The sequence below is a fragment of the Saccharopolyspora sp. 6V genome, assembly GCF_020176785.1.
GTDB lineage: Bacteria > Actinomycetota > Actinomycetes > Mycobacteriales > Pseudonocardiaceae > Saccharopolyspora_C > Saccharopolyspora_C gregorii.
Window position 1 is genome coordinate 1 of the sequence record NZ_JAIUKB010000123.1, and the last position, 23004, is coordinate 23004.

Here is a 23004-nt window from a genome sequence, read left to right on the forward strand (position 1 = left end):
GCGTGGGGGGGGCGGCCTTCGCCGTCCACCGCTCCGTCCGTACGCCCCCCCCACACCCGGGGCGGGCGGCGGGGGGGGGGGGGGGCGGGGGCCGGGGGGGGGCGGCCGCGCCCCCCCCCACCCCGGGAAGTGCGTGCTGCGGTGCGGGAATCCGGCTGCCGAAGGCCGCGGCGCCGGGGACGTGCGATCAGGCGTGCAGGGGCTCGCGGTAGCCGCCGAGCCTGCCGCGGTGGAACACCAGCGGATCACCGCTGCCGGTGGCCATGCCGCGGACCTCGCCGATCACGATGAGGTGGTCGCCGCCTTCGAGCTCCTGCACGGTCCGGCAGTCGATCCAGGCGTGCGCGCCGATGATCTGCGGGCAGCCGTCGGCCGACTCGTGCCAGTCGACCTCGGCGAACTTGTCCTCCTGCTTGCCGGACATCGCGCGGCACACCGCGTCCTGCCCGTCGGTGAGCACGCTGGCGCTGAAGAAGCCGCTCGGGCGGATCTTCGGCCAGCTGCGGGAGCTGGTGGCGACGCTGAAGCACACCAGCGGCGGGTCCAGCGAGAGGGACTGGAAGGTGCCGACCACGAGCCCGGCGGGCGTGCCGCGTTCGTGGTCGCGCCCGGCCACGACGACGACGCCGGTGGGCAGATGTCCCATCACGTCGCGGAACTGGCGCGGCTCGATGATCGAAGTCGACGTTGTCATGGTGGTGCCTCCTCGTCCGGTTCTGGTCAGGGGTGCGTCAGCGCAGGTCGCCGCTGATCTCACGTGCCACGCGAAGGCCGCTCTCGACGGCCCCGTCGATGAAGCCCGCCCACAGCGAGGCGACGTCGCCGCCCGCGAAGTGGAGGACGCCCTCGGGGCGCCGCTGGGCTTCGAAGTACTGGGTGAGCTGGTTCGGCCGCTGCATTAGCCAGGTCTCCCTGGAATGCGGGTCGGCCATCCAGTCGTGCCCGGAGACTTCGAGCACGTCGAGGTCGTCGCGCCACGCGCGCAGCGCGGCGCGCACGGCGTCGATGTCGTTCGGGGAGATGCGCTCCGAGTCGGCGCCGAAGGCCACCAGCACCGCGTCCTCCTCGCCGTTGAACTCGGTGCGCACCACCGACAGCGGGTGCTCGGCCGAGGAGTAGGCGAAGAACGGGCGGATCGGACCGCGGACCCGGATCCAGGCCTTCACGCCCCGCGACGCGGTCCGCTCCTCGGTCGCGGCGCGCTTCTCGGCGCACAGCGCGGGGGAGACGTCCAGTTCGCCGAGGATGTTCTGCGGCAGCGTCAGCACCACCCGGCGGGCCCGGAGCCGGTCGCCGGCGGCGGTGGTGACGGTGGCGCCGTCGGCGTCGTGCTCGATCCGCCGGACCTCGGTGGAGGTGCGGATGTCGGCGTCGCCGTCGGCGGCGATCGCGGAGACCAGCGCCTTGGTCCCGGCGGCGAGCCGGAACACGGCGGAGGCCTCGTGCATCAGGTGCCAGGACCCGGCGGTGGCGGCCGTCCAGCGCAGCGCGGCGGTGAACGCGCCGTCCTGCAGCGGGGCGTTGAAGTGCCCGACCCAGGCGGCTTCGTTGGCCCGGTACTCCTCGACGGGCAGGTCGAGTTCGTCGAGCTTGTCCTGGACGCTGAACCCGTCGACCTCGGTGATCTCGGCGCCCGCCGCGGGCTGGTCGGGCCGGGGGATGCGCCGCATGGTCTCGTCCAGCAGCCGTCGCATGCCCGGATCGATGAGCCGCATGAACTCGTCGAGGTCGCCGGTGCGCACCTCGTCCCCGGCCAGCCAGTAGGCCTCCTCCGGACGCGGTCCGCGGGTGACCTCCAGCCCGTACCGGCTGACCTCGGCCCACGCGTGCGGCTGCACCCAGTGCAGCCAGGTGCCGCCGATCTCCAGGTCGCGGCCCAGCCGGTGGTCGGTCCACACCCGGCCGCCCAGCCGGTCCCTGGCTTCCAGCACGGTGACCCGCAGTCCGCGTCCGCTGAGCTCGCGGGCCGCGATGAGGCCGGAGACGCCGCCACCGACCACGATGACGTCGGTTTCTTCGGTCACGGTTGTGCACTCCATTCGTCGTCGGTGCCGCGCTCGGTGGGCCGAGCGCTGTGCTGCCGGTGGGTGGGACGGAGCTGCGATGGCGGCACCGGGGTGCGCACCGCGGGACGGACTTCGAGTGTTCGTTCTAGGAACAGAACGTTCAATATATGAACGGAACGAGCGTATTGTGGACCCGCGGATTTCGCCGCGTCAAGACTCGCGTCGAGGGGTTTTTCGGAGGATGTATCGGGAACCCGAGACTTGACACGATCCGGAGCCGGATGCGAACTACTCCGAATGGGGTGTTCGGTAAGTGAACGAACGGTCCAGATGTGCGGGAGGAGTGACCGCGTCGCGCGAGTGCTCGTCCGCTCGGGGGAGCCGGGCCGCGCCCGGAAAACCGGTTGTCCGCGCCGGTGGTGCCGCTGAAGATGATCCGCGTGGACGACTCGACGAGCCTGCTGGCGGCCTACGACGACCAACTGCGCACCGACGCGGAGATCCCCGGCGCCCTGTCGGTGGCCAGGTGCGGCCCGCTGCGCCTGGCGACCTACGCGGGCGGGCGCGGGCTCGTCACCTACCGGGACCTCGGTGGCGCCGACGCCGGACAGGTCCGGCGGCTGGTCGCCGACGTCGTCGAGCACTACCGCGCGGACCCGGCGATCGAGCGCGTCGAGTGGAAGACCCGCGGCCACGACCGCGCCCCCGGCCTGCACGACGCCCTGCTCGCCGCCGGATTCGCGCCGGATGAGCCGGAGACCATCATGATCGGCCCCGTCCGGGCGCTCGTCGCCGACGTGCCGCTGCCCGCGGGCGTCGCGCTGCGCCGGGTGGTGGACGAGCCCGACGTGCGGGCGATGTGCGCGATGGAGGACGAGGTGTTCGGCGAGCCCGTCTCCGCCGCCGCGGTCGATGCGGTGCTGCGCAGGCTCGCGCTCGACGACGGCATGCAGCTGTGGCTCGCCGAGGCCGCCGGGGTCGTCGTGTGCACCGGACGGCTCGAACCCGTGCCCGGCACCGACTTCGCCGGGATCTGGGGCGGCGCCACCCGCGTGGAGTGGCGCGGCCGGGGGATCTACCGGGCGCTCACCGCCGCGCGGGCGCGGGCCGCGCTGGAGCTCGGGAAGTCGTTGGTGCACAGCGACTGCACGGAGTACTCGCGCCCGATCCTGGAACGTTCCGGCCTGCGCGCCGTCTCGACCACCACCCCGTACCGCTGGGTGCGGTGACCGCTCGATCGTCCGGTGCCGGGGGCTCGCGCGGGCTCGCCGGGTGGTGCCGCGCCGGAGGGGGCTGGTGGGCCGTCGCCGCAGGCCGGGGCGGGCGGCGAGTGCGACCCGGTGCGCGTTGTGACGGGCGTCCAAGGGGTCTTGACCGGACGGGCGATCGGGCAGATCCTCCGCAGTATCCGTACGTACACGAACGATGTTGTGGGAAATCGGGGTGGCAGGGCGATGGCGGCACCGGTGGCGATCATCGGCGGCGGGATCGGCGGGCTCACGCTCGCGCTGGCGCTGCGGCGGCGCGGGGTGGACGCGGAGGTGCACGAGCAGGCTCCCGAGCTGCGGGAGGTCGGCGCGGCCGTGGCCCTGTCCGCGAACGGCACCCGGGTGCTGCGCGGACTCGGCCTGGGCGAGGGGCTCGCCCGCTGCGGTGCGGTGCCCACCGAGCTGATCTACCGGCGCTGGGACAGCGGCGCCCGGGTGCACGACCACCCGGTCGCCGCCGACTACGAACGCCGCTTCGGCGCCCCCTACTACGGCGTGCACCGCGCCGATCTGCAACGGCTGCTCGCGGCGGAGTGCGGGGACCGGGTCCGGCTCGGCCGCAGGCTGGTCGGGATCTCCGCGGCCGGTTCCGGCCACCGGCTCGAATTCGCCGACGGCTCGGTCACCGAGGCCGAGGTGGTCGTCGGGGCCGACGGCGTGCACTCCGCCGTGCGGCGCTGGGTGACCGGCGAGGCCCCCGCCGCCTACTCGGGAACCAGCGGGTTCCGCGGGCTGGTCCCGGTCGAGCAGCTGCCGTCGCTGCCGGACCCGCAGGCCATCCAGTTCTGGATGGGGCCGGGCGCGCACCTGCTGCACTACCCGATCGGCGATGGCTCGATCGTGAATTTCTTGGCCGTCGTGCACGAACCGGAGCGGTGGTCCGCGCCGGGCTGGACCGAGGACGTGCCGGTGGAGCGGATCCGGGACCGCTTCGCGGACTGGCACCCCGGCGTGCGGGAACTGGTCGAGCGCACCTCGCTGCCGCAGCGCTGGGGGCTGTTCGGGCAGCGGGCGCTGAACCGCTGGTACCGCGGCGGCGCGGTGCTGCTCGGCGACGCGGCGCACGCGATGCTGCCGCACCACGGGCAGGGCGCGAACCAGACCATCGAGGACGCCGTGACGCTCGCCGAATGCCTCCGCGACGGCGACCGCGCCACCGCGCTGCGGCGCTACGCCCGGCTGCGGCGCGCCCGCACCCGCGCGGTGCAGCGCAGCTCCTGGATCGCCTCCGGCCTGCTGCACCTGCCCGACGGTGCGGAAGCGGAGCGGCGCGACCACCAGCTCACCGGCATCGGCACCACGCTGCACTGGATCCACTCGCACGACGCCCGAGCCGCCGCCATTCGCCGGTAGCGCGCACCGCCCGCCCGGCGGCAGGTCGACGCCGGGTTCCGGGAACTCGCGGCGATGCCGCTCGACCGGCGAGGAGCGGGCGGGGACGAGCGGCGCCCCGCCCGCACGTCACGCGCCGAGATGTCCGGCGAGCCACTGCCGCACGTCGGCCCGCGCGGCGTCCGCCATCGGGGTCGGGTGGGCGGTGAAACCGTGCGGTGCGGCGGGGTAGACCCGCAGGTCCACGTCGACACCGGCCGCGGCCAGCCGCGCGGCCATCGCGCGGTTGTCGCCGAGCAGCACGTCCTCCGCGCCGACTACCAGCCGCACCGGCGGCAGGCCGGACAGGTCGGCGTAGATCGGCGACACGTCCGGGTGGGCGCGGTCGGGCACGTGCCCCGCGTAGGCCTCGATGAAGTACTCGTCGGCGATCAGCCGCCCGCTCGGCGTCCGCCCGCTCAGGTCGTAGGTCCCGAATTGGAGGACCGCGCAGCCGAACGCGTCGATCCCCCGGTCGCGCAGCCGCACGAGGGTGGTCGTCGCCAGCGTCGCGCCCGCGGAGAACCCGCAGATCGCGAGGCGGGTCGTGCCGAACCGCCGGGCGGCGCCTGCCACGAGCCACCGGGCCGCCGCCTCGCAGTCCTCCGGTGCGGCGGGCCAGGGATCCTCCGGTGCGAGCCGGTAGTCGACGCCGACCACCGCGATGCCGAGCGCGTCGGCCAGGTCCTGGTTGCGGATGTCGTGGTCGGCGGCCGAACCCAGGTAGAAGCCGCCGCCGTGGAGGTCGAGCAGCACTCCCGCGGGCGAACCCGCGCGGGGCAGCTGCACCCGGACCGGAACCGAACGCCCGCCGCTCTCGGCGAGTTCGCACCTCGCGGGCGGATCCGACGGTGCGGGAACGGGTGCGGCGGCACGCATCGACCGGAGTTCGTCCGCACCGCGCGGGCCGCGGCCGGGGGAGCGCCGGGCGTAGAAGGCTCGCGTCTCGTCGATCAGCGGGGCCAGCCGCGGGTCGAACCGGATCCCGTCGAATCGCACCGCTCGACGCTACCGCCGGGCTCGGCGCCCGCGCCGGACACCCGGCCGTGCCGGGTGGTGGGGCGGAACGTCAACGGGCGCCGGTGCGCCGCAGGTACCAGGCGACGACCGCGCCGGAGGCGACCAGCAGCCCGATGCCGAACACGAAGAACGTCCAGGCGGGCGTGATCTTGTCCTGCATCCACCCGAAGTTCATCCCGAAGAAGCCGACGAAGAACGACAGCGGCAGGAACACGGTGGCGATCACCGACAGCCGCCGCATGAACTCGTTGAGCCGGGTGGAGACCTCCGCCAGGTACAGGTCCAGCAGGCTCGCCAGCTGCTCCCGGTAGGAGCCGAGCAGCCGCGTCGCCTGGTCCAGGTGGTCGTGCACGTCCCGGATCGAGACCGCCGAACCCTTCCCCCGCAGCGCGGGCACCGCGTCGAGGACGGTGCCGCCCGGCGCGAGCAGGTCCCGCTGCGGCACCACGACCTGCCGCAGCCGGGACAGCTGGCGGCGCAACGCGAAGATCCGCCTGCGGGTGGCCGGGGTGGGTTGCAGCGCGACCGCGTCGTGCAGTTCGTCGATCTCGTCGTCGAACCCCTCCAGCGCGGTCAGCAGGCTGTCGGTGAGCGCGTCCAGCACGGCGTGCACCGCCTCGCCCAAGTGCGCGGGCGGATTCTCGGACAGGTGGCGGGCCGCGTCGTCCACCGCGGTCAGCCGCACGCGCCGGACGGTGATCAGCGCCTGCTCGGACAGGTGGAGGTGGACCTCGACCAGCGCGGGGTGCCCGTGCTCGCCGGGTTCGGCGCCGAAGAACACCAGCAGCGAACCGTGCTCGTACTCGTCGATCTTGGCGCGCTGGCCGAACTCGTGGCTGTCCTCGATGGCCAGCGCGTGCATGTCGAACAGGGAGCTGACGGTGGCGAGCTCGTCGCCGGTCGGGTCCGTCAGGTCGAGCCAGAAGAACTCGCCGCGCTCGCGCAGCGCCCGCATCCGTTCGACGTCGACCGACCGCAGGATGTCCATCCGCCGACGCTAGCAGCGCGCGGCTCGGGCCGGCCCCGCGCGAGGACCGCCTCCGGGCGGTCGGCTGCTCTACGATCGGCCGATGGCCGAGGAGGAGAGCGGCGAGAGCACGGCGACGGTGCTGCTCGCGCTGGGAGCGAACCTGGCGATCGGGCTGCTCAAGCTGGTGGCGGGCCTGATCACCGGATCCGGGGCGATGCTGGCGGAGGCGGCGCACTCGGCGGCCGACACCACCACGCAGGGCCTGCTGCTGACGGGGCTGCGGCGCTCGTCCCGGCCGGCCGACCGGCGCCACCCGTTCGGCTACGGCAAGGCCCGCTACTTCTGGGCGCTGATCGCCGCCGTGTCGATCTTCGTCTCCGGCGGGGTGTTCGCCATCATCGAAGGGGTGCGCACCGTCGCGAGCGGCGAGTCCGAGCAGACCCTGCCGTGGGTCGCCTACGCGGTGCTCGGCGGCGCGTTCCTGCTGGAGGGCACCTCGTGGCTGCGGGCCGTGCTCCAGGTCCGCGCCGAGGCGAAGGCCGAGGGCACCACCTTCGTGCGCTGGATGCGCGGCAGCGACGACCCGACGGTGGTCACCGTGTTCTTCGAGGACGGGGCGGCGCTGATCGGGCTGTTGCTGGCGTTCGCCGGGGTCGGCCTGCACCAGCTGACCGGTTCGGGGGTGTGGGACGGCGTGGCGTCGCTGCTGATCGGCGTGCTGCTGGCGGGGGTCGCCTACGCGCTCGGCCGCGCCAACATGGGGCTGCTGATCGGCCGCTCGGCGGGCCCGGCGCTGGTGCGCGGTGTGCGCGAGCACCTGGCCGGGCACGAGGGGATCAGCGCCGTCGTGGACCTGATGACGATGATGACCGGCACCGACCGGGTGCTGCTGTGCGCCCGCCTCGACTTCCGGGACAGCCTCAGCGCGGGGGACGTGGAGCGGTTGTGCGTGCGGCTGGACGACGAGCTGCGCGCGCGGTTCCCGGACCTGGACGAGATCTTCCTGGAGCCGGTACCGCGCGAGGACCCGCACGTGCGCGCCCGCAGACTCGCCCGCTACGGCCTCGACGGGGGCTGATCAGCCCGCGGCCTCCAGCCCGAACTCGGTGCGCACGTCCGCGCGGGAGCAGGTGCTGACGAAGATCTCCCTGCCGTGCGCGGTGATCCGCTGCTCGGTGTGGAATCCGGCGGCGAGCCGGGTCAGCCGGGCTTCGGCCACATCGGACTCCAGCACGACGCGGTCGTGGACCGGGTCGTCGAGGACCAGCTTCACGATGGTGCGCAGGATCGCGGTGGAGAACCCCGGGGTGTCCTCCTCGCCGGGCGCGGACAGCATCCGCACGCCCACCGCGCCCGGTCGCGGGGCCTGCGGGTCGTGCTCGGGGCGGAAGGTCTCGAATAGGAAAGCCGGGATGTCGTCCCGGAATCCGAGGTACAGGCGGCGTTCCGGCTCCACCAGCATCGCTTCGAGCAGCCGCCGTACCCGGGAGACCCGGCCCGGGGAGCGCGGCGTGGTGCGCGGGTCGATCAGCCACCGGTGCAGCAGCGTCACGTCGCTGCGCACGTCGATGGGCCGGATGGCGAGAAAGCCCCAGTTCAGGTCGAAGGTGCTGAACGAGATGTCCTGCGGGGTCCTGCTCCACGCCATGGTGCCTCCGTCGGGTTGCGAGCGGGCCTGCTCGATCGACCGCGCCGTGTTAGTTAGGTTAGCCTAACCATTGTTCCGTTCGGCTGGCAATGCCCCGGCGCGAGCTCGCCGGGAAGCGGGTGCGCGGTGACGCCCCGTTCGAGCGAGCCGTGCGGGCCGCGGCGGCTGGGCGAGGCCCGCTGAACGCGTGAATCCGGGGCCGTGCGGGCGAACCGCGCCTCCGGCGGGCGGCGGCCCCGTAAGCTCCGGATCATGTCGGCGGAGCGGGAGGGCGGCCGTCCGGTGCCCGGCACCGGGCTCGGGTTCACCGTCCTCGGCCCGCTGCGCGCGTGGCGCGGGACGACGGAGCTGGACCTCGGTCCGGTGCGGCAGCAGGCGTTCCTGGTGAGCCTGCTGCTGCGGCCGGACGTGACCACCAGCAGGCAGCGGTTGCTCGACGAGGTCTGGGGCGACGAACCGCCGGGGACGGGCGTGAAGGTCGTGCCCGGTTACGTGTACCGGCTGCGCAAGAGCCTCGGCGGCACCGAGCAGGACCCGGTGATCAGCGCCGACCGGGGTGGCTACCGGTTCCACGGCGCCGGGGTGGGGCTGGATTGGGCGCGGCTGGACGACCTCGCCGCCGCGGCGGACCGCGCCCGGCGGGCGGGCGATCCGGAGACCGCGGTGCGGAACTGCTGCGACGCGCTCGCCCTGTTCGACGGCGAGCCCCTGGCCGGGTTGCCCGGCCCGTTCGCGGCGGCCCGGCGGCGCGAGTGGGCGGAGCGCCGCCTCGCGCTCGCCCGGCAGCGGGCGGACTGCCTGCTGGAGCTGGGGCGGCACGCCGAAGCGGTCGGCGAGCTCTCGGCGCTCGCCGTCGCCCACCCCGGCGACGAGGCGCTGGCGGTGCTGCTGATGCGCGCTCTGCACGGCAGCGGCAGGCGGGCGGACGCGCTCGCGGTGTTCACCGTCCTGCGCGAGCGGATGGTGGCCGACCTCGGTGTCGAACCGGGAACGGCGGCGCAGTGGGTGCAGCGGGCCGTGCTGCTCGGCGACGACGCGGCGCTCGCCCCGCGCCGCTGGGCGGTCGCGGCCCGTCCCGCCACCCGCGACGAACTGCCCGCCGATGTGGGCCCGCTGGCCGGCCGGGAGCAGGAGCTGGCGCTGCTGACCGGTGCGGCCGATCCCGGTGCGGTGTCGGTCGCCGCCGTGGACGGCGTCGCCGGTTCGGGCAAGACGGCGCTCGCCGTCACCGCCGCCCGGGCGCGGCGCGCGCACGGCCCGGCCGGCTGCCTGTTCGTGGACCTGCACGGCTACCGCGAGGACCGCGAGGCGCTGCCGCCGGAACGGGTGCTGCGGCGGTTGCTGCGCGCCGTCGGCGTCGACGACAGCGCGATCCCGGACGACGTGGACGAGCTCGCGGCCTCCTGGCGCGCGGCGACGAACCGGTTGCGGCTGCTGGTGGTGCTGGACGACGCGACGAGCGCCGCGCAGGTGCGCCCGCTGCTGCCCGCGGGGCCCGGCAGCCGCGTGCTGGTGACCAGCCGCCGCAGGCTGGCCGGGCTCGACGCGGCGCACCGGGTCTCGCTGGGCCCGCTGGACGACGCGGCGGCGCGCGGGCTGCTCGGCGGCGTCGTCGGCGAACCGCGCGACGAGCGGGAGCGCGCCGCCGTCGCGGAACTGGTGCGGCTGTGCGGAAGGCTGCCGCTGGCGCTGCGCATCGCGGGCGCCCGGCTGCAGAACCGTCCGATGTGGACCGCGGGCGACCTGGTGGCGCGGCTCTCCGACGACGGGGCGCGGCTCGGCGAGCTCACCGCGGGAGACCGCAGCGTCGAAGCCGCGTTCCGGTTGTCCTACCGCAGGATCCCCGTCCCGGAACGCGCCGCCTTCCGCGCCCTCAGCCGCGCGCCCGCGCCGGAGCTGGACTGCATCGCCGTCGCCGCCATGCTGGACCGCACGCCCGCGCAGGCGTTGCGGATGCTGGAGGCCCTCGTCGACGCGAACCTCGTGCAGCAGCCGGTCGCGGGCCGCTACCGGCTGCACGACCTGGTCGCCGTGTTCGCCCGCCGCCTCGCCGCAGACGAGACCGCCGAAACGACCGCGGCCGCCGGGCGGCTGCTGGACCTGTACCTGTCCGCCGCGCGCTGCGCGGGCGAGGTGATCCCGCCGGAGCGCGCCCCGGCCCCGTTCCGCGGGGTGCGGGAGGCCGCGGAGTGGCTGGACTCGGCGGGCGACCTGTCCGACGTGGTCGCCTACGCGGTGGCCACCGGACACGTCGACCACGCCTGCTGGATCGCCGAGGCCGTCGTCGACCAGCTGCTGCCGCGCGGCCGGGCCCACGAGTGCCACGACGCGGTGCGGATCGCCCTGGACCACCTCCCGGAGGCCACCGACCAGCGGATGGTGGCCGCGCTGCGCTCCAGCCTCGGCGCCGTGGAGATCGCCCGCTGCCGGTACCCGCAGGCGCTGACCCTGTTCGAGGACGCCGCGGCCACCGCGCGCCGCCGCGGCGAGCGCGGGGAGGAGGCCCGGGCGAAGACCGGGATCGGCATGGCCACCGCGATGTCCGGTGCCCGCGCGGAAGGGCTCGCCGCGCTGGACGAAGCGATCCGGCTCGCCACCGAGCTCGGTGACGACCGGACGGTGGAGCGCGCCGGTTCGGTCATCGGCTACCTGCGGCACCTCGACGGCGAGCACGAGGCGGCGCTGCGGTGGTTCGCCGACCTGCACGCCCTCGGCGAGAAGCTCGGCAGCACCGGGATGATGGGCCGGGCGCTGTGCCACACCGGCAGCGTCCGGCTCGTGGTCGGCGAGGTCGACGCCGCGGCCGAGGCGTTGCGCGCCGCCGCCGACCTGGCCGAGCGGTCCGCCGATCCGGCGCTGCTCACCACCAGCCTCACCCGGCTCGGCTCGGCCGAGCAGGCGCGCGGCGACCTGACCGCCGCGCTCGCCGCCCAGCGGCGCGCCCTGGAGCTGTTCCCGGCGCGCGGGCACGCGTCGATGGAGGTGGAGCTCCGCGACCGGCTCGGCCGGACCTGCCTGCTGGCGGGGCTGCGCGACGAGGCGCGCGAGCACTTCGAGGCGGCGGTGGCGCTCGCCGAGCTCGCCGGGCGCCCGGACGAGCTGGCCGCCGCCCGCGAGGCGCTCCGCTCCTGTTGAGCACCCCTCCGCCGGGCGCTTCATCGAAAATTCATCGCCGCCCCATAGCTTTCCCCTCGTCGCTTTCCACGCACGCCTGGGGGAGATGGAACGGGACATGGCGGACGACGGTGCCGATGAACTGATCAGCACGGCCTCGGACGGGGTGCAGGACCTCGCCGACGCGGCCGTGGCGGTGCTCGCGCAGGCCGGGCCGGCGGGTGTGCTGGCTCAGCCGGTGGTCGAGGCGCTGCGCAACGTGTGGGAGGGCTACTTCGGCTCACCGCTGGCGGAGGGCGGGACGAACTGGAACGCGTACTCGCACCAGGAGCTCTACGACATGCTGTGGCAGGGCGCCGACGTCGGTGACGTCGGCCGGGTCGCCGACGAGTGGCAGCGCCACGGCACCGAGCTCACCGGCCACGCCGACGGGCTCCGCGACCAGCGGGGGGCGCTGGAGCGGAACTGGGACGGGCAGGCGGCCCGGCAGGCCTCCGGTGCGCTCGGCGACCTCGGTGAGCGGACCGGAGCCGCGGGCTCCCGCGCGGGCGCGGTGGGCCGGGCGACCCGGGAAGCGGGGGACGCGCTCGAATCGGCGCGCAACGAGATGCCGCCGCCGGGCGTCGATCCGGTGGCCGCCGGGTCGGCCGGGTCCGCCGCGGGCACCGCGGTCGGCACCGTCGTCGGCGGGGCGCTCGGCGCGGGTGCCGCGGGGGTCGGCGCCGGCCCGGGCGCGATGATGGGCGCCGCCGTCGGCGGCATCGCGGGTGGCGCGGGCAGCGCGTTCCTGGCCAGCGTGGCCGCCGCCGAGCAGAAGGCGCAGGCGGTGCACGTGATGCAGCGCTACGAGCAGTGCCTCGCGGGCAGCAGCCGGAACATCACCTCCGCCTCGGCCGGTGCCGGGGGTGCGGCCGAGGCGGGGGAGGAGCCCGCAGCGACGACCGCGGCGGGGTTCGGCGCGAGCTCGGCGGCGGGCACCGGTGGCGGGTTCGGCGGTGCGTCCGGTGGCGGGGTGCCGTGGGGGAAGCTCGTCGGCGGCGGACCGCTCGACGCGGCACTGGCACCCGGCGGGCGCGCGGGGATCGGCGGTGCGGCCGGGCGGTTCGGCGGTGCCGCGCTGGGCGCGTCCCCGGCGGGCCGGTCCGGTGGACGCGGCGGCATGGCCCCGGCCGGGGCGGGCGCCCGGGGCCGGGACGAGGAATCCGGCGAGCACCGCAACCGGTTGCCCGTCGTCGACCAGCGGCTCTTCGACGTCGACGAGCCGGTGATGCCCCCGGTGATCGGGGAGTGAGGATCGATCATGACCACTGGGGACGTTCCGGGCGGCGGTTTCCAGCTGACACCGGAGGAACTGGACGCGCAGGTCGCCGCGCTCGCCGCGATCGGCGAGGACACCGCGGGCCTGGTGCGCACCGCGGGTGAACTGGCGCAGCGGCTGCCGCTGCTCGGCACGGCGCCACCGGCGCTGCACCTGGCGATGCGGTTGCGCGTGGAAGCGGGCGCGACCGGCCTGACCGGGGAGGTCGGTGCCACCGACACCGGCGTCAACGAGTTCCACACCGCGCTGCGCCGGACCGTGACCGGCTACCGGGACCGCGAGGCGGAGGCCAGCCGGGCGCTGCGCGCGGCGGCCGGGGGCGAATCGTGATCGCCACCGCCGAGGGCGTCCGGTTCGGGCTGGTCGAGCTGGACCTGCTCGCCACGCACGCCGGGGTGGCCTGCCCGTTCCCGCTGCAGGTGCCGTCGTTCGGCCGGATCGCGGGCGAGCGGGAGGTGCTGCTGCGCACGGCCGGTCAGACGCTGGAGCTGCGCGGCCTCGCCGACGGTTCCGGTCCCACCGGGGCGGCGGCGGACCTGGCGGACGCGCTGGGTGAGCACCGGGCGGCGATCGACCTGCTGCTCACCGGGCCGGACGGGACCACCGCGGTCGCGGTGCTGTTGCACCGGTCGTGGGCGGCGCTCTGCCTCCGCCCGCTCGGCGATGCGCTGTCCGGCCAGGTGGAGGTGCGTTGGATCGGGCAGGACGACCTGGTCCGCGCCGTGCTGGGGATGCTGCCGAGGCTCGGCGGGGCCCGCACGATGCCGATCACCCTGCCCGCGCGGGCGGTGCACGGGGCGGCCGGGGTGCTCGACGAGGTGGACCGGGACGCCGAACGGCAGCGGCGGCTCCGGGAGCTGGTGCGCGACTGCGGCGGCGATCCCGCGCAGCTCGACCAGCTCGTCCGGGTGCTGCCGGTGGTGACCGGGCGCGGGCAGCTCGGCGCCACCCGGCGCGGCCGGGGCGGCGTGGTCCGGGACGGCACCGAACTGTCCTGGGTGGACGGTCCGGCCGGGCGGCTGCGGATCGGCACCGCGGGCGGCTGGGTGAGCGTCAACCCGTTGCGCCCGCCCGATCTGGAGGTCGCGGTCACCGAGCTGGTGGGCGCCGCCAGGTCGGCCCGCTGAGCGGCCGGCCGCCGCGGGGCCCCGGCCGCCCGAGCTCGGCGCTCCGGTTCACCAGGTGACCGGCAGCTCCTTGAGGCCGTAGATGGCGTGGTCGCTGGCGAACGCCACCTCGTCCTCCGGGATCGCCAGCCGCAGCTGCGGGAACCGCCGCAGCAGCGCGGGGAACGCGATGCGCATCTCCATCTGCGCCAGCGGCGCGCCGATGCAGTGGTGGATGCCGTGCCCGAAGCCGACGTGCGGGCTCGCGGACCGCGTGACGTCCAGCAGCTCAGGGTCGTCGAGCAGTTCCGGGTCCCGGTTGGCGGCGGGCAGGTTGAACGACACGAGGTCACCGCGGCGGATCGTGGCGCCCGCCAGCTCCACGTCCCGGGTCGCCATCCGCGGCGAGCCGCTGCCGACGACGCTGAGCCACCGCAGCAGTTCTTCGACGGCGCCCGGCACGCGATCCGGTTCGTCGCGCACGATGCGCAGCTGCTCGGGGTGGCGCAGCAGCGCGAGCGTGCCGAGGCCGAGCATGTTCGAGGTGGTCTCGTGCCCGGCGACGAGCAGCAGGTTCCCGATGCCGATCAGCTCGGCGTTGCTCAGCTCCGCGTCGTGGTCCCGGATGAGCATGCCGAGCAGGTCCTCGCCCGGGTCCTGCCGCGCCCGGGCGACGAGCTCGGTCATGTACGCGAGGGACTGCCGGGACAGCTCGACCTTCTCCTCCTCCGGGAGGGTGGTGTCGAGCTGGCGGTTGGTGCGCTCCTGGAACTCGGGCCGGTCGGTGGGCGGCACGCCGAGCAGTTCGCAGATGACCAGCGAGGGGATCGGCAGCGCGTACTGGGCGACGAGGTCGGCGGGCGGGCCGTGGCGTTCGAGCGCGTCCAGGTGCTCGTCGACGATCTCGACGATGCGCGGTTCGAGGCGGCGCATCCGGCGGACGGTGAACTCGGGGGTGAGCATCCGGCGCAGCCGGGTGTGGTCCGGCGGGTCGAGCGCGAGCAGGTTGCCGCTGCGCTCCCCGGAGAGCTGCCGCGGGTCGCGCCGCGCGCCGTCCAGGTCCTCCGGGCCCCAGCCGTTGCGGAAGGCGTCGGCGTCGCCGAGCATGCGCCGCACGTCGGCGTGCCGGGTGAGCAGCCAGGCGGACGGGCCGAACGGGGTGCGGATCCGGGTGATCCCGTCGCGCGAGCGCAGCGCGGCGACGTCCGGCGCCGGGTCGAAACCGGTGCGGCGCGTGGAGATCGGCTGGTCGTTCGGCGGGGCTGGCTGGCTCACGCGGGCTCCTGGTGGTGGGGTGGCAGTGCCCACGAGCCTAATTCAGTCGATTGACTGAAAGCAAGTGCGGCACGCCGCCCCGCCGCGAACGGGTGTCCTCATTGGACGGACCAGCCCCCGTCGGAGGGCAGCAGCACGCCGTTGAGGTTCACCGAATCCTCGCTGAGCAGGAACGCGATCGACGCGGCCACGTGCTCCGGCTCGGCGATGTGCGGCAGCGCCGCCAGCGTCGGCTCGATCCGCTCCCGGCCCAGCGCCGAGTTCATCGCGCCCTCGATGCCCGTCGCCACCCCGCCCGGCGCCACCGAGTTCACCCGGATCCCGTCCGGGCCGTACATGAACGCCGCGCTGCGGGTCAGTCCGACCACCGCGTGCTTCGACGCGGTGTAGGCGGTGCCCGCGGTCGAGCCGCGCAGCGCCGCCTCCGAGGACACGTTGACGATCGAACCCCGCCCGGCGGCGCGCATCAGCGGCAGCACCGCGCGGGTCAGCCGGAACGCGCCGTGCAGGTTGACCTCGAAGACCCGGTGCCACAGCTCGTCGTCCACCTCGTGCAGCGGCACCATCCCGTCGGTGATCCCGGCGATGTTGGCGAGCGCGTCGACCCTGCCGTCCGCGGCGGCCACGATCGCCGCGATCCCGTCCGGGTCGGTGATGTCGGCGCGGACCGGCACCACCTCGTGCTCGGCGTGCTCGGCGACCAGCGCGTCGAGGCGGCCCGGGTCGACGTCGGCCGCCACGACCCGGCCGCCTTCGCGGGCGACGCGGGAGGCGGTGGCCCGGCCGATGCCGGAGCCCGCGCCGGTGATGATGGCGGTGCTGCCGGTGAACCGGCCTGGTGTGGTGCGTTCCCGCCACTCCGGACGTGGCGGCGGAGTGGGAGCACCTGCCGCGTCGGGGGTGGCGGTGGCGTTGGCCTCGGCGGCCAGCCGGTCCACCTCCTCGGCGCTGAGCCGCCCGCCGCTGAGCGCGACGAGCCTGCTCATCCGGAACCGGCGCACCGAGCGCAGCGCCGCGGGGCTCTGCCCGTTCTCCGCCAGCATCCGGCGCAGGATCGGGCCGCCCGCGGGGTGGTCGAGCCATTCGGCCACCGTGGACTCGGGGGACAGCGGGGTGGCGGTCATCGGGTTTCCCTCCTGTCGACCGGATCCCGGGGGCGGTGCCGAGCGCGGGATCCGTCCGGCTTCGCGCCTCCCGCGCCGGGCCTCGCGCCCCGCGCGGCGGGAGCCGGTGGGCGGTGTCAGTCCGCGTGCAGCGCTCGCCGCACGTGGCGGGCGATCAGGTCGTAGCCGGCGCGGGCCCGGTCCGGGTCCTGCACGTCGTAGCCGTGGTCGGCCCCGGCGACCACGTGGTGCCGCACGAGCGCTCCCGCCTCGCGCAGCCGTTCCGCGTAGCGCTCGCCCTCGCCGCGCAGCACGTCGTGCTCGGCGGTGACGACCAGCGCGGGCGCGATGCCGGTGAGGTCGGTGGTGTCCCCGGGTGCGGCGGGGGAGTGCAACCGGTCGTCGGCCCAGCGCGGGTCCCGGAGGTAGGAGGCGTTGAAGACCTCCGCCATCCACGGGCGCAGCATCGGCTTGGGCAGCGGCGATCCCTTGTCCCGGAACGGGGTGACCAGGTCCAGCGACGGGTAGTGCAGCGCCTGCAGCGCGATCCGCGGTCCGCCCTGCTCGAAGGCCTGGCGCGCGACGGCGGCGGCGAGCGAGCCGCCTGCGCTCTGCCCGCCGACCGACAGCCGGGAGCCGTCCCAACCGTGCCGATCGCCGTGCTCGGCGGCCCAGCGGACCACGTCGAACGCCTGCCGCGGCGGGGCGGGGAACGGGTGCTGCGGCGCGAGGACGTAATCGACGTTGAGCACCGCGACCTCCGCGGTCCCGGCGATGAGCCTGCACAGCGGGTCGTCGAGTTCGGTCAGCCCCATGACGAAGCCGCCGCCGTGGAAGTTGACGTGCAGCGGCACGGTTCCCCCGGTCGCGTCCGGCCGGTACAGCACCGCGCGGGCCGGTCCCGCCGCGGTGGGGACGGTGAGCTCCTCGGTGCGGCCCGGGAACTCGGGGAACCGGTCGTGCGGCGGGCGGACCCGGGCGACGGCGCGCTGCATGGCCTTCGCGGCGAGGGCCGCCACCGCGGGGCGGGACAGGACGGACATCGGATCGCTCCCTTCGTCGGCCTCGCCCGGCGGACCGGTCGGCGCACGACCCACTGTAAGGCAGTCGACTGACTGGGAAGTCGGCGGGCGGTCGCCCGGGGTCCTCCGGGTGGTGAGCGGGCCGTCGTTCGCCGCGTGCCGCGCGGGCGCGTTCGGCTGGTCGGGTGCCGTCGAGGGGGACGGCTCGACACCTTATTGACACTCTGTCTAATATGACATCGTGTCTCACAGGGGCGCCGCGACCGACCCGGCCGCCCCACCAGCCCGCAGCCGGCCCGGCCCGTGGGAGGGCCCAGTGGAGGTGTCAACGATGACCAGCGCACCAGCGGAATCCGCGCAGCGAACCGCCGCGGACGAAGACGTCTCGCAGCGGTTGCTGGACTCGGCGGCCACCCTGTCCTACGACCCGGCCACCGAGGTCGACTGGGAATCGCCGCTGCCCCCGGACGAGTACGGCCTGAACCCGGAGTGGAGCACCCTCTACGGCACCCCGCTGTGGGACGAGCTCACCGAGCAGCAGCGGGTCACGCTCACCCGGCACGAGGTCTGCTCGGTGATGAGCATCGGCATCTGGTTCGAGATGATCCTGCAGCAGATGGTGCTGCGCGACCAGTACGTCAAGAACCCCGCCAACGCCGAGTTCCAGTTCGCCCTCACCGAGATCGCCGACGAATGCAGGCACTCCATCATGTTCGCCCGCGCCTGCGCGAAGATGGACGTCCCCGCCTACCTGCCGCCGCGGCTCATCGCCCAGCTCGGCCGGTTGTTCAAGACGCTCGCCAGTGCCGAATCCGCCTACGGCGGGATCCTGGTGGCCGAGGAGATCCTCGACGTCATGCAGCGCGACTGGATGCGCGGCGAGAACGTGCTCGGCATCGTGCGCACCACCAGCAAGATCCACGTGGTGGAGGAGGCGCGGCACATGAAGTTCGCCCGCCAGGAGATCAAGGAGAGCATGCGCGGGGCGGGCCGGGTGCGTCGCAACGCCAGCGCCGTGCTCATCGCCGTGGTCGCCGACATCGTCGCCTCCAACCTGGTGCAGAAGGAGGTCTACGCCTCCGTCGGCCTGGACCCCGACCGCGCGGTCGCCGCGGTGCGGCGCAACGAGCACCGCAAGTCCATGCTGCGCAACAGCTGCGTGCACCTGATGGACTTCCTGTCCGAGGCGGGCCTGCTGAACCGCCCGGCGATGGCGATCTACCGCCGCATCAACATGATCTGAGCCCGGAGCCGGGGGGGGGGGGGGCGGGGGCCCCCGCGGCCCCCGGGGGGGGCCCCGCCCCCCGCCCCGCCCCCCCCCCCCCCCCCCCCCCGGCGGCGGGCGGGGGCCCCCCCCCCCCCGCGGGCGCGCCCCCCCCCCCCCCCAACACCCCCCCCCCCCCCCCCCCCCCGCCCCCGGGGGGGGGGCCCCGGGGGCCCCCCGGGCGGGGAGCACCGGGCAGCGAACGGAACGACCTGCCGCGCGCAGGCGTCGGGCGGACGAGGAACCACCATGGCCTACGCGATCACCCAGACCTGCTGCACCGACGCCTCCTGCGTGTCGGTGTGCCCGGTCAACTGCATCCACCCCACGCCGGACGAACCGGACTTCGGCCGCACCGACATGCTCTACGTCGACCCGCAGACGTGCATCGACTGCGGGGCCTGCGCGGACGCGTGCCCGGTGGACGCGATCTTCCCGGTGGACCGGCTGCGCGGCGCCGATACCGAGTACGCCCGGATGAACCGCGAGTACTACGAGACCGCGGACGTGTCCAACGAGTGGACCGCGCCGAACTTCCCGCGCTCGCTGCCGGAGTACCCGGGCACGCTGCGCGTCGCGATCGTCGGAACCGGACCGGCCGCCTGCTACACGGCGCAGGCGCTGCTGCGCGACACCGGCGCCGAGATCACCATGCTCGACCGGCTGCCGCTGCCCGGCGGGCTGCTGCGCTCCGGGGTGGCGCCGGACCACCAGTCGACGAAGAAGATCGCCGACGGCTTCTCCTGGCTGTACCAGCACCCGCGGCTGCGGATGCACATGAACGTCGAGGTGGGCCGGGACGTCGCGCACGAGGACCTGGCCGCGCACCACCACGCGGTGATCTACGCGGTCGGCGCGGCCACGGACCGCGAACTCGGCGTGGACGGCGAGGACCTGCCGGGCAGCGTCTCCGCGACCTCCTTCGTGTCCTGGTACAACGCGCACCCGGACTTCGCCGACCTGGGCGTGGACCTGTCCGCGGAGCGCGCCGTCGTCGTGGGCAACGGCAACGTGGCGCTGGACGTGGCGCGCATCCTGCTCAGCGACCCGGAAGAGCTCGCGGGAACCGACATCGCCGACCACGCGCTGGAGCGGTTGCGCGGCAGCCGGGTGCGGGAGGTGGTGCTGCTGGCGCGGCGCGGACCGGAGCACGCCGCGTTCACCGCGCCCGAGTTCCACGCCATGCGCCACCTCCCCGGGGTGCGGGCCGTCGTCGAGGACGGGCCCGAGGTGCGCAAGGCGTTCGCCGAACCGGAACCGGGCGGCAAGGCGCAGTTGCTCGCCGAACTCCCCGTCGAGGACGTCGACCTGACCGAGGCTCCCGCCGACGGCAAGCGCCTCGTGTTCCGCTTCGGCGCGGCCCCGGCCGAGGTCCGCGGCACCGACCGGGTGCGCTCGGTGCGGGTCCGCGACGGCGGCGAGATCGCGACCGGACTGCTGGTCCGCGCCATCGGCTACCGCGCCACCCCCATCGCCGGGCTGCCGTTCGACGAGGCCACCGCGACCGTGCCGAACCGGGGTGGCCGGGTGCTCGACGCCGCGGGGAACCCGCTGCCCGGCACCTACGTGGTGGGCTGGGCCAAGCGCGGCCCGTCCGGCGGGATCGGCACCAACCGCGGATGCGCGCGCGACACCGTCGGCTCGCTGCTCGACGACGCCGCCGCCGGACACCTGCGCGAACCGGCGCGCTCCGGGTTCGACCGGCTGGTGCGCGCCCGCGCGCCGCGGTCCATCGGCCGGCGCGGCATGCTGAACATCGACCGGGCGGAGCGGGAGCGCGGCGAGCGGACCGGGCGCCCGCGGGTCAAGTTCGCGACCGTGCCGGAACTCCTGGGCGCGGCCCGTTGCTTCGGCCGGTAGCTCCGCCGCCGAGCGGGGGCGGACCGGCGGTCAGCTCAGTTCGCGCAGCAGGGGCGCGATCTCCTCGGCGGCCTGCTCGCTGTGGCCCGCGGTGGTGCCGACCATCGTGATGAGCTGGTCGGTCAGCCAGTGCTCGAACACCTCGCGCGGCGGGTTGTGCGTGGCCAGCCACGTCACGCACGTGGTCTCCACCAGCGCCACCCAGCCGCGCAGCGTCAGCAGCAGCAGCGCGGACGGGTCCACGATGCCGATCCGCTGGCACACCAGGTCCACCACGTGGTTGCGCACCTTGTCCACCAGCGTCTCCGTCTCGCTGGTGGCGATGGTGGAACCGCTGCGCAGCAACGCGGTGTAGCTGCTGGCGAACGCCTCCACGGAGGAGACGAACTCGGCCAGCGCGGAGCGCAGCTGCGTGATCAGATCGCCGTCCTGCGGCAGCGTGATGCGCTCGATCAGCTCGTCCACGACGGTGGTCAGCGCCGCGACGTGCACTTCCCGCAGGTTCGAGAAGTAGCGGTAGAACAGGGCGCGGGAGACCCCGGCCTCGGCCACGATGTCGTCCACGGACACGTCGTCCATGGCCCGCTCGCCGTAGAGCTGCAGGGCGGTGGCGAGCAGGTGCTCCCGGCGTTCCTCGGGGCTCATCCGGCGGCGCGGTCGCTCACCGCGCCCCCCGGCCTCGGAGTCCGGTGGGGTCGGAAGTTCACTGGTTCGCGGCATCGTCCCCACATCATCACATGTTTGCCCACGTCAGTCCCCGAGCGCCTCCACCTGGGTGATCATCGGCACCCGGCACCGCCCGCTCGGCGGCCCGTCCCCCGGTCGAGGAGCTTCGCGGCACCGTCGGCGTCGACGTGCTGGTGCCAGGTGCCGCCGGGGTGGTCGATGACGAGGGGGCCGAGGTTGCACGGGCCGAAGCAGCCCGCGGGCGTCACCTTGGCGGTGGTCCCGCGCACGAGGTCGGCCAGCGCGCGGTGCACCGGCCCCGCGCCGTGCGCGGTGCAGCGCGGGCCGCGGCAGACGAACAGGTGCCGGTCCGGGACGTCGAGCACGGACCAGGAGGGGCTGCGGAACCCGGCGGGGGAGGCGGTGATCGGTGCGGTCTCGTCGGCGAGCCCCGCGATCGCCTCGGCGAGACCGGTGGCGGCGGCCGGACCGCGCGCCATCCGCACGTCGAGCGCGCCTGCGCGGGTCTCCCGCCAGTTCGCGACGGCCTTGGCCAGCCAGGACGCCAGGTACCGGTCGTCGGGCAGCGCCAGCGGGACGAGCACGGCGCTGCTCGCGCCGTCCGCGTCGAGCCGGTCCAGGACGTCGTGCACCGAGGGTTCGCCCTGGTCGAGGTGCGCGGCGAGCACGGGGCCGCCGGTCCGCTCGGCGACGGCGCGCACGACGGCCCGCAGCGACCGTTCGTCCACGCCGGACGGGGTGGGCCGCACGACCAGCACCAGCGCCCGCTGCGGCACGTCGTCGCGTTCGGGCATCCGGTGACCTCCGGGAGCTCGGGGAGGCCGCCGGTGCGACGGCCGCGCCCGATCATGCGTCACCCGGCGGTGGATTCCGAGTGGTCCGGGACGCAGCTCACCGCTTCGGCGTCCGGGCGATGAGCACCGGGCACGGCGCGTGGTGGATCAGGGCCTGGCTGGTGGATCCCAGCAGCATGCCGGTGAATCCGCCGCGTCCGCGGGTGCCGACCACGACGAGCGTCGCCCCTGCCGCGTGCTCCAGCAGGGTCGCGGCGGGCGATCCCTTGGCGACGAACCGCTGCACCCGCACGTCCGGGTGGTGCTCCCGCCTGCCGCTGATCAGTTCGGCGAGGAGCCGGTGCGAACCCTCCTCGATCTCGTCGGCGGCGAGCCCCACCCGCATCCACTTCGAGTCGACGCCGACGAGGTTCCAGGTGTGCACCACGTGCAGCGGCACGTCGTGCGCGGCGGCCGCGGCGAACCCGTGCTCCAGCAGCAGCGGCGCCTGCCGGGACCCGTCCAGGCCCACCACGACCGGCCCGTCCGCGGGTTCGCCGCGCCCGCGGACCACCACGGTCGCGCAGTGCCCGTGCGCGGCCACCGCGACCGCGACGGAACCGGCGAGCAGCCCGGAGAACCCGCCGAGCCCCCGGTCACCGACCACCACGAGCCCGGCTGAGACCGACTCCTCGATCAGCACCGAGGCGGGCGACCCGGGCACCGATTCGGTGCGCACCTCCAGGTCGGGGCTCTGCCGCTGGGCGATCTCGGCGGCGTCGGCGAGCCACTTCCGCACCTCGGCGCGCACTTCGGCGCGGGGCGCGTGTGACCACCGCACGCCGGGGATCCCCGGCAGCGCGGGCAGTGCGAACACGTCGGCGTAGACGATGCGCAGCGCGCGGCGGCGGCGAGCGGCTTCCGCGGCGGCCCACCGGACGGCGCCGCGCGCGGTGCCCGATCCGTCGACGCCCACCACGAGCGGTCCGGTTCCGAGTTCGCTCATCTCGTCCCCCTCACCGTGGGAGTCCGCCGAGCGGCGGGGAATCCGCGGCCGGCGGGCCTCCATGCTGACGCACCGACCGGGTGGTCGCCGCTCGGCGACGGGGTCGCGTCGCATCTACGCCAAAGTGGTCTGGACCCGTTGACGGTGTGGTCTAGTCCACATACGGTGCTGCGCGTTCGGCAGTTGATCGGGA

At 74.9% G+C, this 23004-nt stretch carries 20 protein-coding genes; 9 read left to right on the top strand and 11 right to left on the bottom strand.

All coding sequences use genetic code 11. The features are described from left to right. Window positions 1-187 precede the first annotated feature (187 nt). Both LCD35_RS22485 and LCD35_RS22490 read right to left on the bottom strand, forming a co-directional pair. A complete protein-coding gene (locus LCD35_RS22485) occupies window positions 188-694 on the bottom strand; it encodes a flavin reductase family protein (protein WP_224957475.1) in 507 nt (168 codons plus the stop codon). A gap of 37 nt (window positions 695-731) precedes the next feature. After that, window positions 732-2207, bottom strand: a complete 1476-nt coding sequence (locus LCD35_RS22490; RefSeq protein WP_308012565.1) for an NAD(P)/FAD-dependent oxidoreductase — start codon at window positions 2205-2207, stop codon at window positions 732-734. 203 nt (window positions 2208-2410) lie between these two features. Here LCD35_RS22490 and LCD35_RS22495 point away from each other — a divergent pair, with 203 nt between their 5' ends. Next, window positions 2411-3235: a GNAT family N-acetyltransferase gene (locus tag LCD35_RS22495; protein WP_225044796.1), complete on the top strand. Its 825-nt coding sequence runs from the start codon at window positions 2411-2413 to the stop codon at window positions 3233-3235. A 225-nt stretch (window positions 3236-3460) separates the two neighbouring features. After that, a complete protein-coding gene (locus tag LCD35_RS22500) occupies window positions 3461-4627 on the top strand; it encodes an FAD-dependent monooxygenase (protein WP_225044797.1) in 1167 nt (388 codons plus the stop codon). A gap of 108 nt (window positions 4628-4735) precedes the next feature. On the opposite strand, the gene LCD35_RS22505 is transcribed toward LCD35_RS22500, so the two are convergent. Next, a complete protein-coding gene (locus tag LCD35_RS22505) occupies window positions 4736-5644 on the bottom strand; it encodes an alpha/beta hydrolase (protein ID WP_224968358.1) in 909 nt (302 codons plus the stop codon). Between the two features lie 70 nt (window positions 5645-5714). Further along, complete coding sequence (locus LCD35_RS22510) at window positions 5715-6653, bottom strand: magnesium transporter CorA family protein (RefSeq protein ID WP_224957479.1); 939 nt, start codon at window positions 6651-6653, stop codon at window positions 5715-5717. A gap of 82 nt (window positions 6654-6735) precedes the next feature. Here LCD35_RS22510 and LCD35_RS22515 point away from each other — a divergent pair, with 82 nt between their 5' ends. Continuing rightward, window positions 6736-7713, top strand: a complete 978-nt coding sequence (locus LCD35_RS22515; RefSeq protein ID WP_224957480.1) for a cation diffusion facilitator family transporter — start codon at window positions 6736-6738, stop codon at window positions 7711-7713. Here the strand turns inward: LCD35_RS22515 and LCD35_RS22520 are convergent, their stop codons facing one another. Next, on the bottom strand, window positions 7714-8283 hold the full coding sequence (locus LCD35_RS22520) for a GNAT family N-acetyltransferase (RefSeq protein WP_224957481.1): 570 nt from the start codon (window positions 8281-8283) through the stop codon (window positions 7714-7716). Between the two features lie 252 nt (window positions 8284-8535). Between LCD35_RS22520 and LCD35_RS22525 the strand changes: the two genes are divergently transcribed. The 4 genes from LCD35_RS22525 to LCD35_RS22540 all read left to right on the top strand — a co-directional run bounded on the left by LCD35_RS22525 (window position 8536) and on the right by LCD35_RS22540 (window position 13842). After that, window positions 8536-11418 carry a BTAD domain-containing putative transcriptional regulator gene (locus LCD35_RS22525; protein WP_225044798.1) on the top strand — a complete coding sequence of 961 codons (2883 nt, stop codon included), beginning with the start codon at window positions 8536-8538 and terminating at the stop codon, window positions 11416-11418. Between the two features lie 97 nt (window positions 11419-11515). Beyond that, window positions 11516-12688: a WXG100 family type VII secretion target gene (locus LCD35_RS22530; protein WP_225044799.1), complete on the top strand. Its 1173-nt coding sequence runs from the start codon at window positions 11516-11518 to the stop codon at window positions 12686-12688. A 9-nt stretch (window positions 12689-12697) separates the two neighbouring features. Beyond that, on the top strand, window positions 12698-13045 hold the full coding sequence (locus tag LCD35_RS22535; RefSeq protein ID WP_225044800.1) for a hypothetical protein: 348 nt from the start codon (window positions 12698-12700) through the stop codon (window positions 13043-13045). Beyond that, the gene (locus tag LCD35_RS22540; protein ID WP_224957485.1) at window positions 13042-13842 is read left to right on the top strand and encodes an ESX secretion-associated protein EspG; all 801 of its coding nucleotides are present in this window, start codon (window positions 13042-13044) and stop codon (window positions 13840-13842) included. The genes LCD35_RS22535 and LCD35_RS22540 overlap by 4 nt, the downstream gene beginning before the upstream one ends. A gap of 48 nt (window positions 13843-13890) precedes the next feature. On the opposite strand, the gene LCD35_RS22545 is transcribed toward LCD35_RS22540, so the two are convergent. The 3 genes from LCD35_RS22545 to LCD35_RS22555 form a co-directional block, all read right to left on the bottom strand. Next, entirely contained in the window at window positions 13891-15096 is a 1206-nt protein-coding gene (locus LCD35_RS22545; RefSeq protein ID WP_225044801.1) for a cytochrome P450, read from the bottom strand. Window positions 15097-15194: 98 nt separating this feature from the next. Further along, window positions 15195-16220, bottom strand: a complete 1026-nt coding sequence (locus tag LCD35_RS22550; protein WP_225044802.1) for an SDR family NAD(P)-dependent oxidoreductase — start codon at window positions 16218-16220, stop codon at window positions 15195-15197. Window positions 16221-16336: 116 nt separating this feature from the next. Beyond that, on the bottom strand, window positions 16337-17242 hold the full coding sequence (locus tag LCD35_RS22555) for an alpha/beta hydrolase (protein ID WP_224968901.1): 906 nt from the start codon (window positions 17240-17242) through the stop codon (window positions 16337-16339). 310 nt (window positions 17243-17552) lie between these two features. On the opposite strand from LCD35_RS22555, the gene LCD35_RS22560 reads away from it, so the two are divergent. Together LCD35_RS22560 and LCD35_RS22565 are read left to right on the top strand one after the other, a co-directional pair. Further along, on the top strand, window positions 17553-18464 hold the full coding sequence (locus LCD35_RS22560; protein ID WP_224957491.1) for a diiron oxygenase: 912 nt from the start codon (window positions 17553-17555) through the stop codon (window positions 18462-18464). Between the two features lie 270 nt (window positions 18465-18734). Further along, a complete protein-coding gene (locus LCD35_RS22565) occupies window positions 18735-20345 on the top strand; it encodes an FAD-dependent oxidoreductase (RefSeq protein ID WP_225044803.1) in 1611 nt (536 codons plus the stop codon). Window positions 20346-20375: 30 nt separating this feature from the next. On the opposite strand, the gene LCD35_RS22570 is transcribed toward LCD35_RS22565, so the two are convergent. The 3 genes from LCD35_RS22570 to LCD35_RS22580 form a co-directional block, all read right to left on the bottom strand. Beyond that, a complete protein-coding gene (locus LCD35_RS22570; RefSeq protein ID WP_224957493.1) occupies window positions 20376-20990 on the bottom strand; it encodes a TetR/AcrR family transcriptional regulator in 615 nt (204 codons plus the stop codon). Between the two features lie 134 nt (window positions 20991-21124). Beyond that, window positions 21125-21826, bottom strand: a complete 702-nt coding sequence (locus tag LCD35_RS22575) for a (2Fe-2S) ferredoxin domain-containing protein (RefSeq protein ID WP_224957495.1) — start codon at window positions 21824-21826, stop codon at window positions 21125-21127. 97 nt (window positions 21827-21923) lie between these two features. After that, a complete protein-coding gene (locus LCD35_RS22580) occupies window positions 21924-22811 on the bottom strand; it encodes a universal stress protein (protein WP_224967167.1) in 888 nt (295 codons plus the stop codon). Window positions 22812-23004 lie beyond the last annotated feature (193 nt).

Bases quoted from the DNA above. Each gene is read 5' to 3' on its own strand.
- LCD35_RS22535 (WP_225044800.1), top strand. From the start codon at position 12,698: ATGACCACTGGGGACGTTCCGGGCGGCGGTTTCCAGCTGACACCGGAG.
- LCD35_RS22570 (WP_224957493.1), bottom strand. From the start codon at position 20,990: ATGAGCCCCGAGGAACGCCGGGAGCACCTGCTCGCCACCGCCCTGCAG.
- LCD35_RS22525 (WP_225044798.1), top strand. From the start codon at position 8,536: ATGTCGGCGGAGCGGGAGGGCGGCCGTCCGGTGCCCGGCACCGGGCTC.
- LCD35_RS22550 (WP_225044802.1), bottom strand. From the start codon at position 16,220: ATGACCGCCACCCCGCTGTCCCCCGAGTCCACGGTGGCCGAATGGCTC.
- LCD35_RS22510 (WP_224957479.1), bottom strand. From the start codon at position 6,653: ATGGACATCCTGCGGTCGGTCGACGTCGAACGGATGCGGGCGCTGCGC.
- LCD35_RS22555 (WP_224968901.1), bottom strand. From the start codon at position 17,242: ATGTCCGTCCTGTCCCGCCCCGCGGTGGCGGCCCTCGCCGCGAAGGCC.
- LCD35_RS22530 (WP_225044799.1), top strand. From the start codon at position 11,516: ATGGCGGACGACGGTGCCGATGAACTGATCAGCACGGCCTCGGACGGG.
- LCD35_RS22560 (WP_224957491.1), top strand. From the start codon at position 17,553: ATGACCAGCGCACCAGCGGAATCCGCGCAGCGAACCGCCGCGGACGAA.
- LCD35_RS22500 (WP_225044797.1), top strand. From the start codon at position 3,461: ATGGCGGCACCGGTGGCGATCATCGGCGGCGGGATCGGCGGGCTCACG.
- LCD35_RS22575 (WP_224957495.1), bottom strand. From the start codon at position 21,826: ATGCCCGAACGCGACGACGTGCCGCAGCGGGCGCTGGTGCTGGTCGTG.
- LCD35_RS22520 (WP_224957481.1), bottom strand. From the start codon at position 8,283: ATGGCGTGGAGCAGGACCCCGCAGGACATCTCGTTCAGCACCTTCGAC.
- LCD35_RS22515 (WP_224957480.1), top strand. From the start codon at position 6,736: ATGGCCGAGGAGGAGAGCGGCGAGAGCACGGCGACGGTGCTGCTCGCG.
- LCD35_RS22580 (WP_224967167.1), bottom strand. From the start codon at position 22,811: ATGAGCGAACTCGGAACCGGACCGCTCGTGGTGGGCGTCGACGGATCG.
- LCD35_RS22485 (WP_224957475.1), bottom strand. From the start codon at position 694: ATGACAACGTCGACTTCGATCATCGAGCCGCGCCAGTTCCGCGACGTG.
- LCD35_RS22565 (WP_225044803.1), top strand. From the start codon at position 18,735: ATGGCCTACGCGATCACCCAGACCTGCTGCACCGACGCCTCCTGCGTG.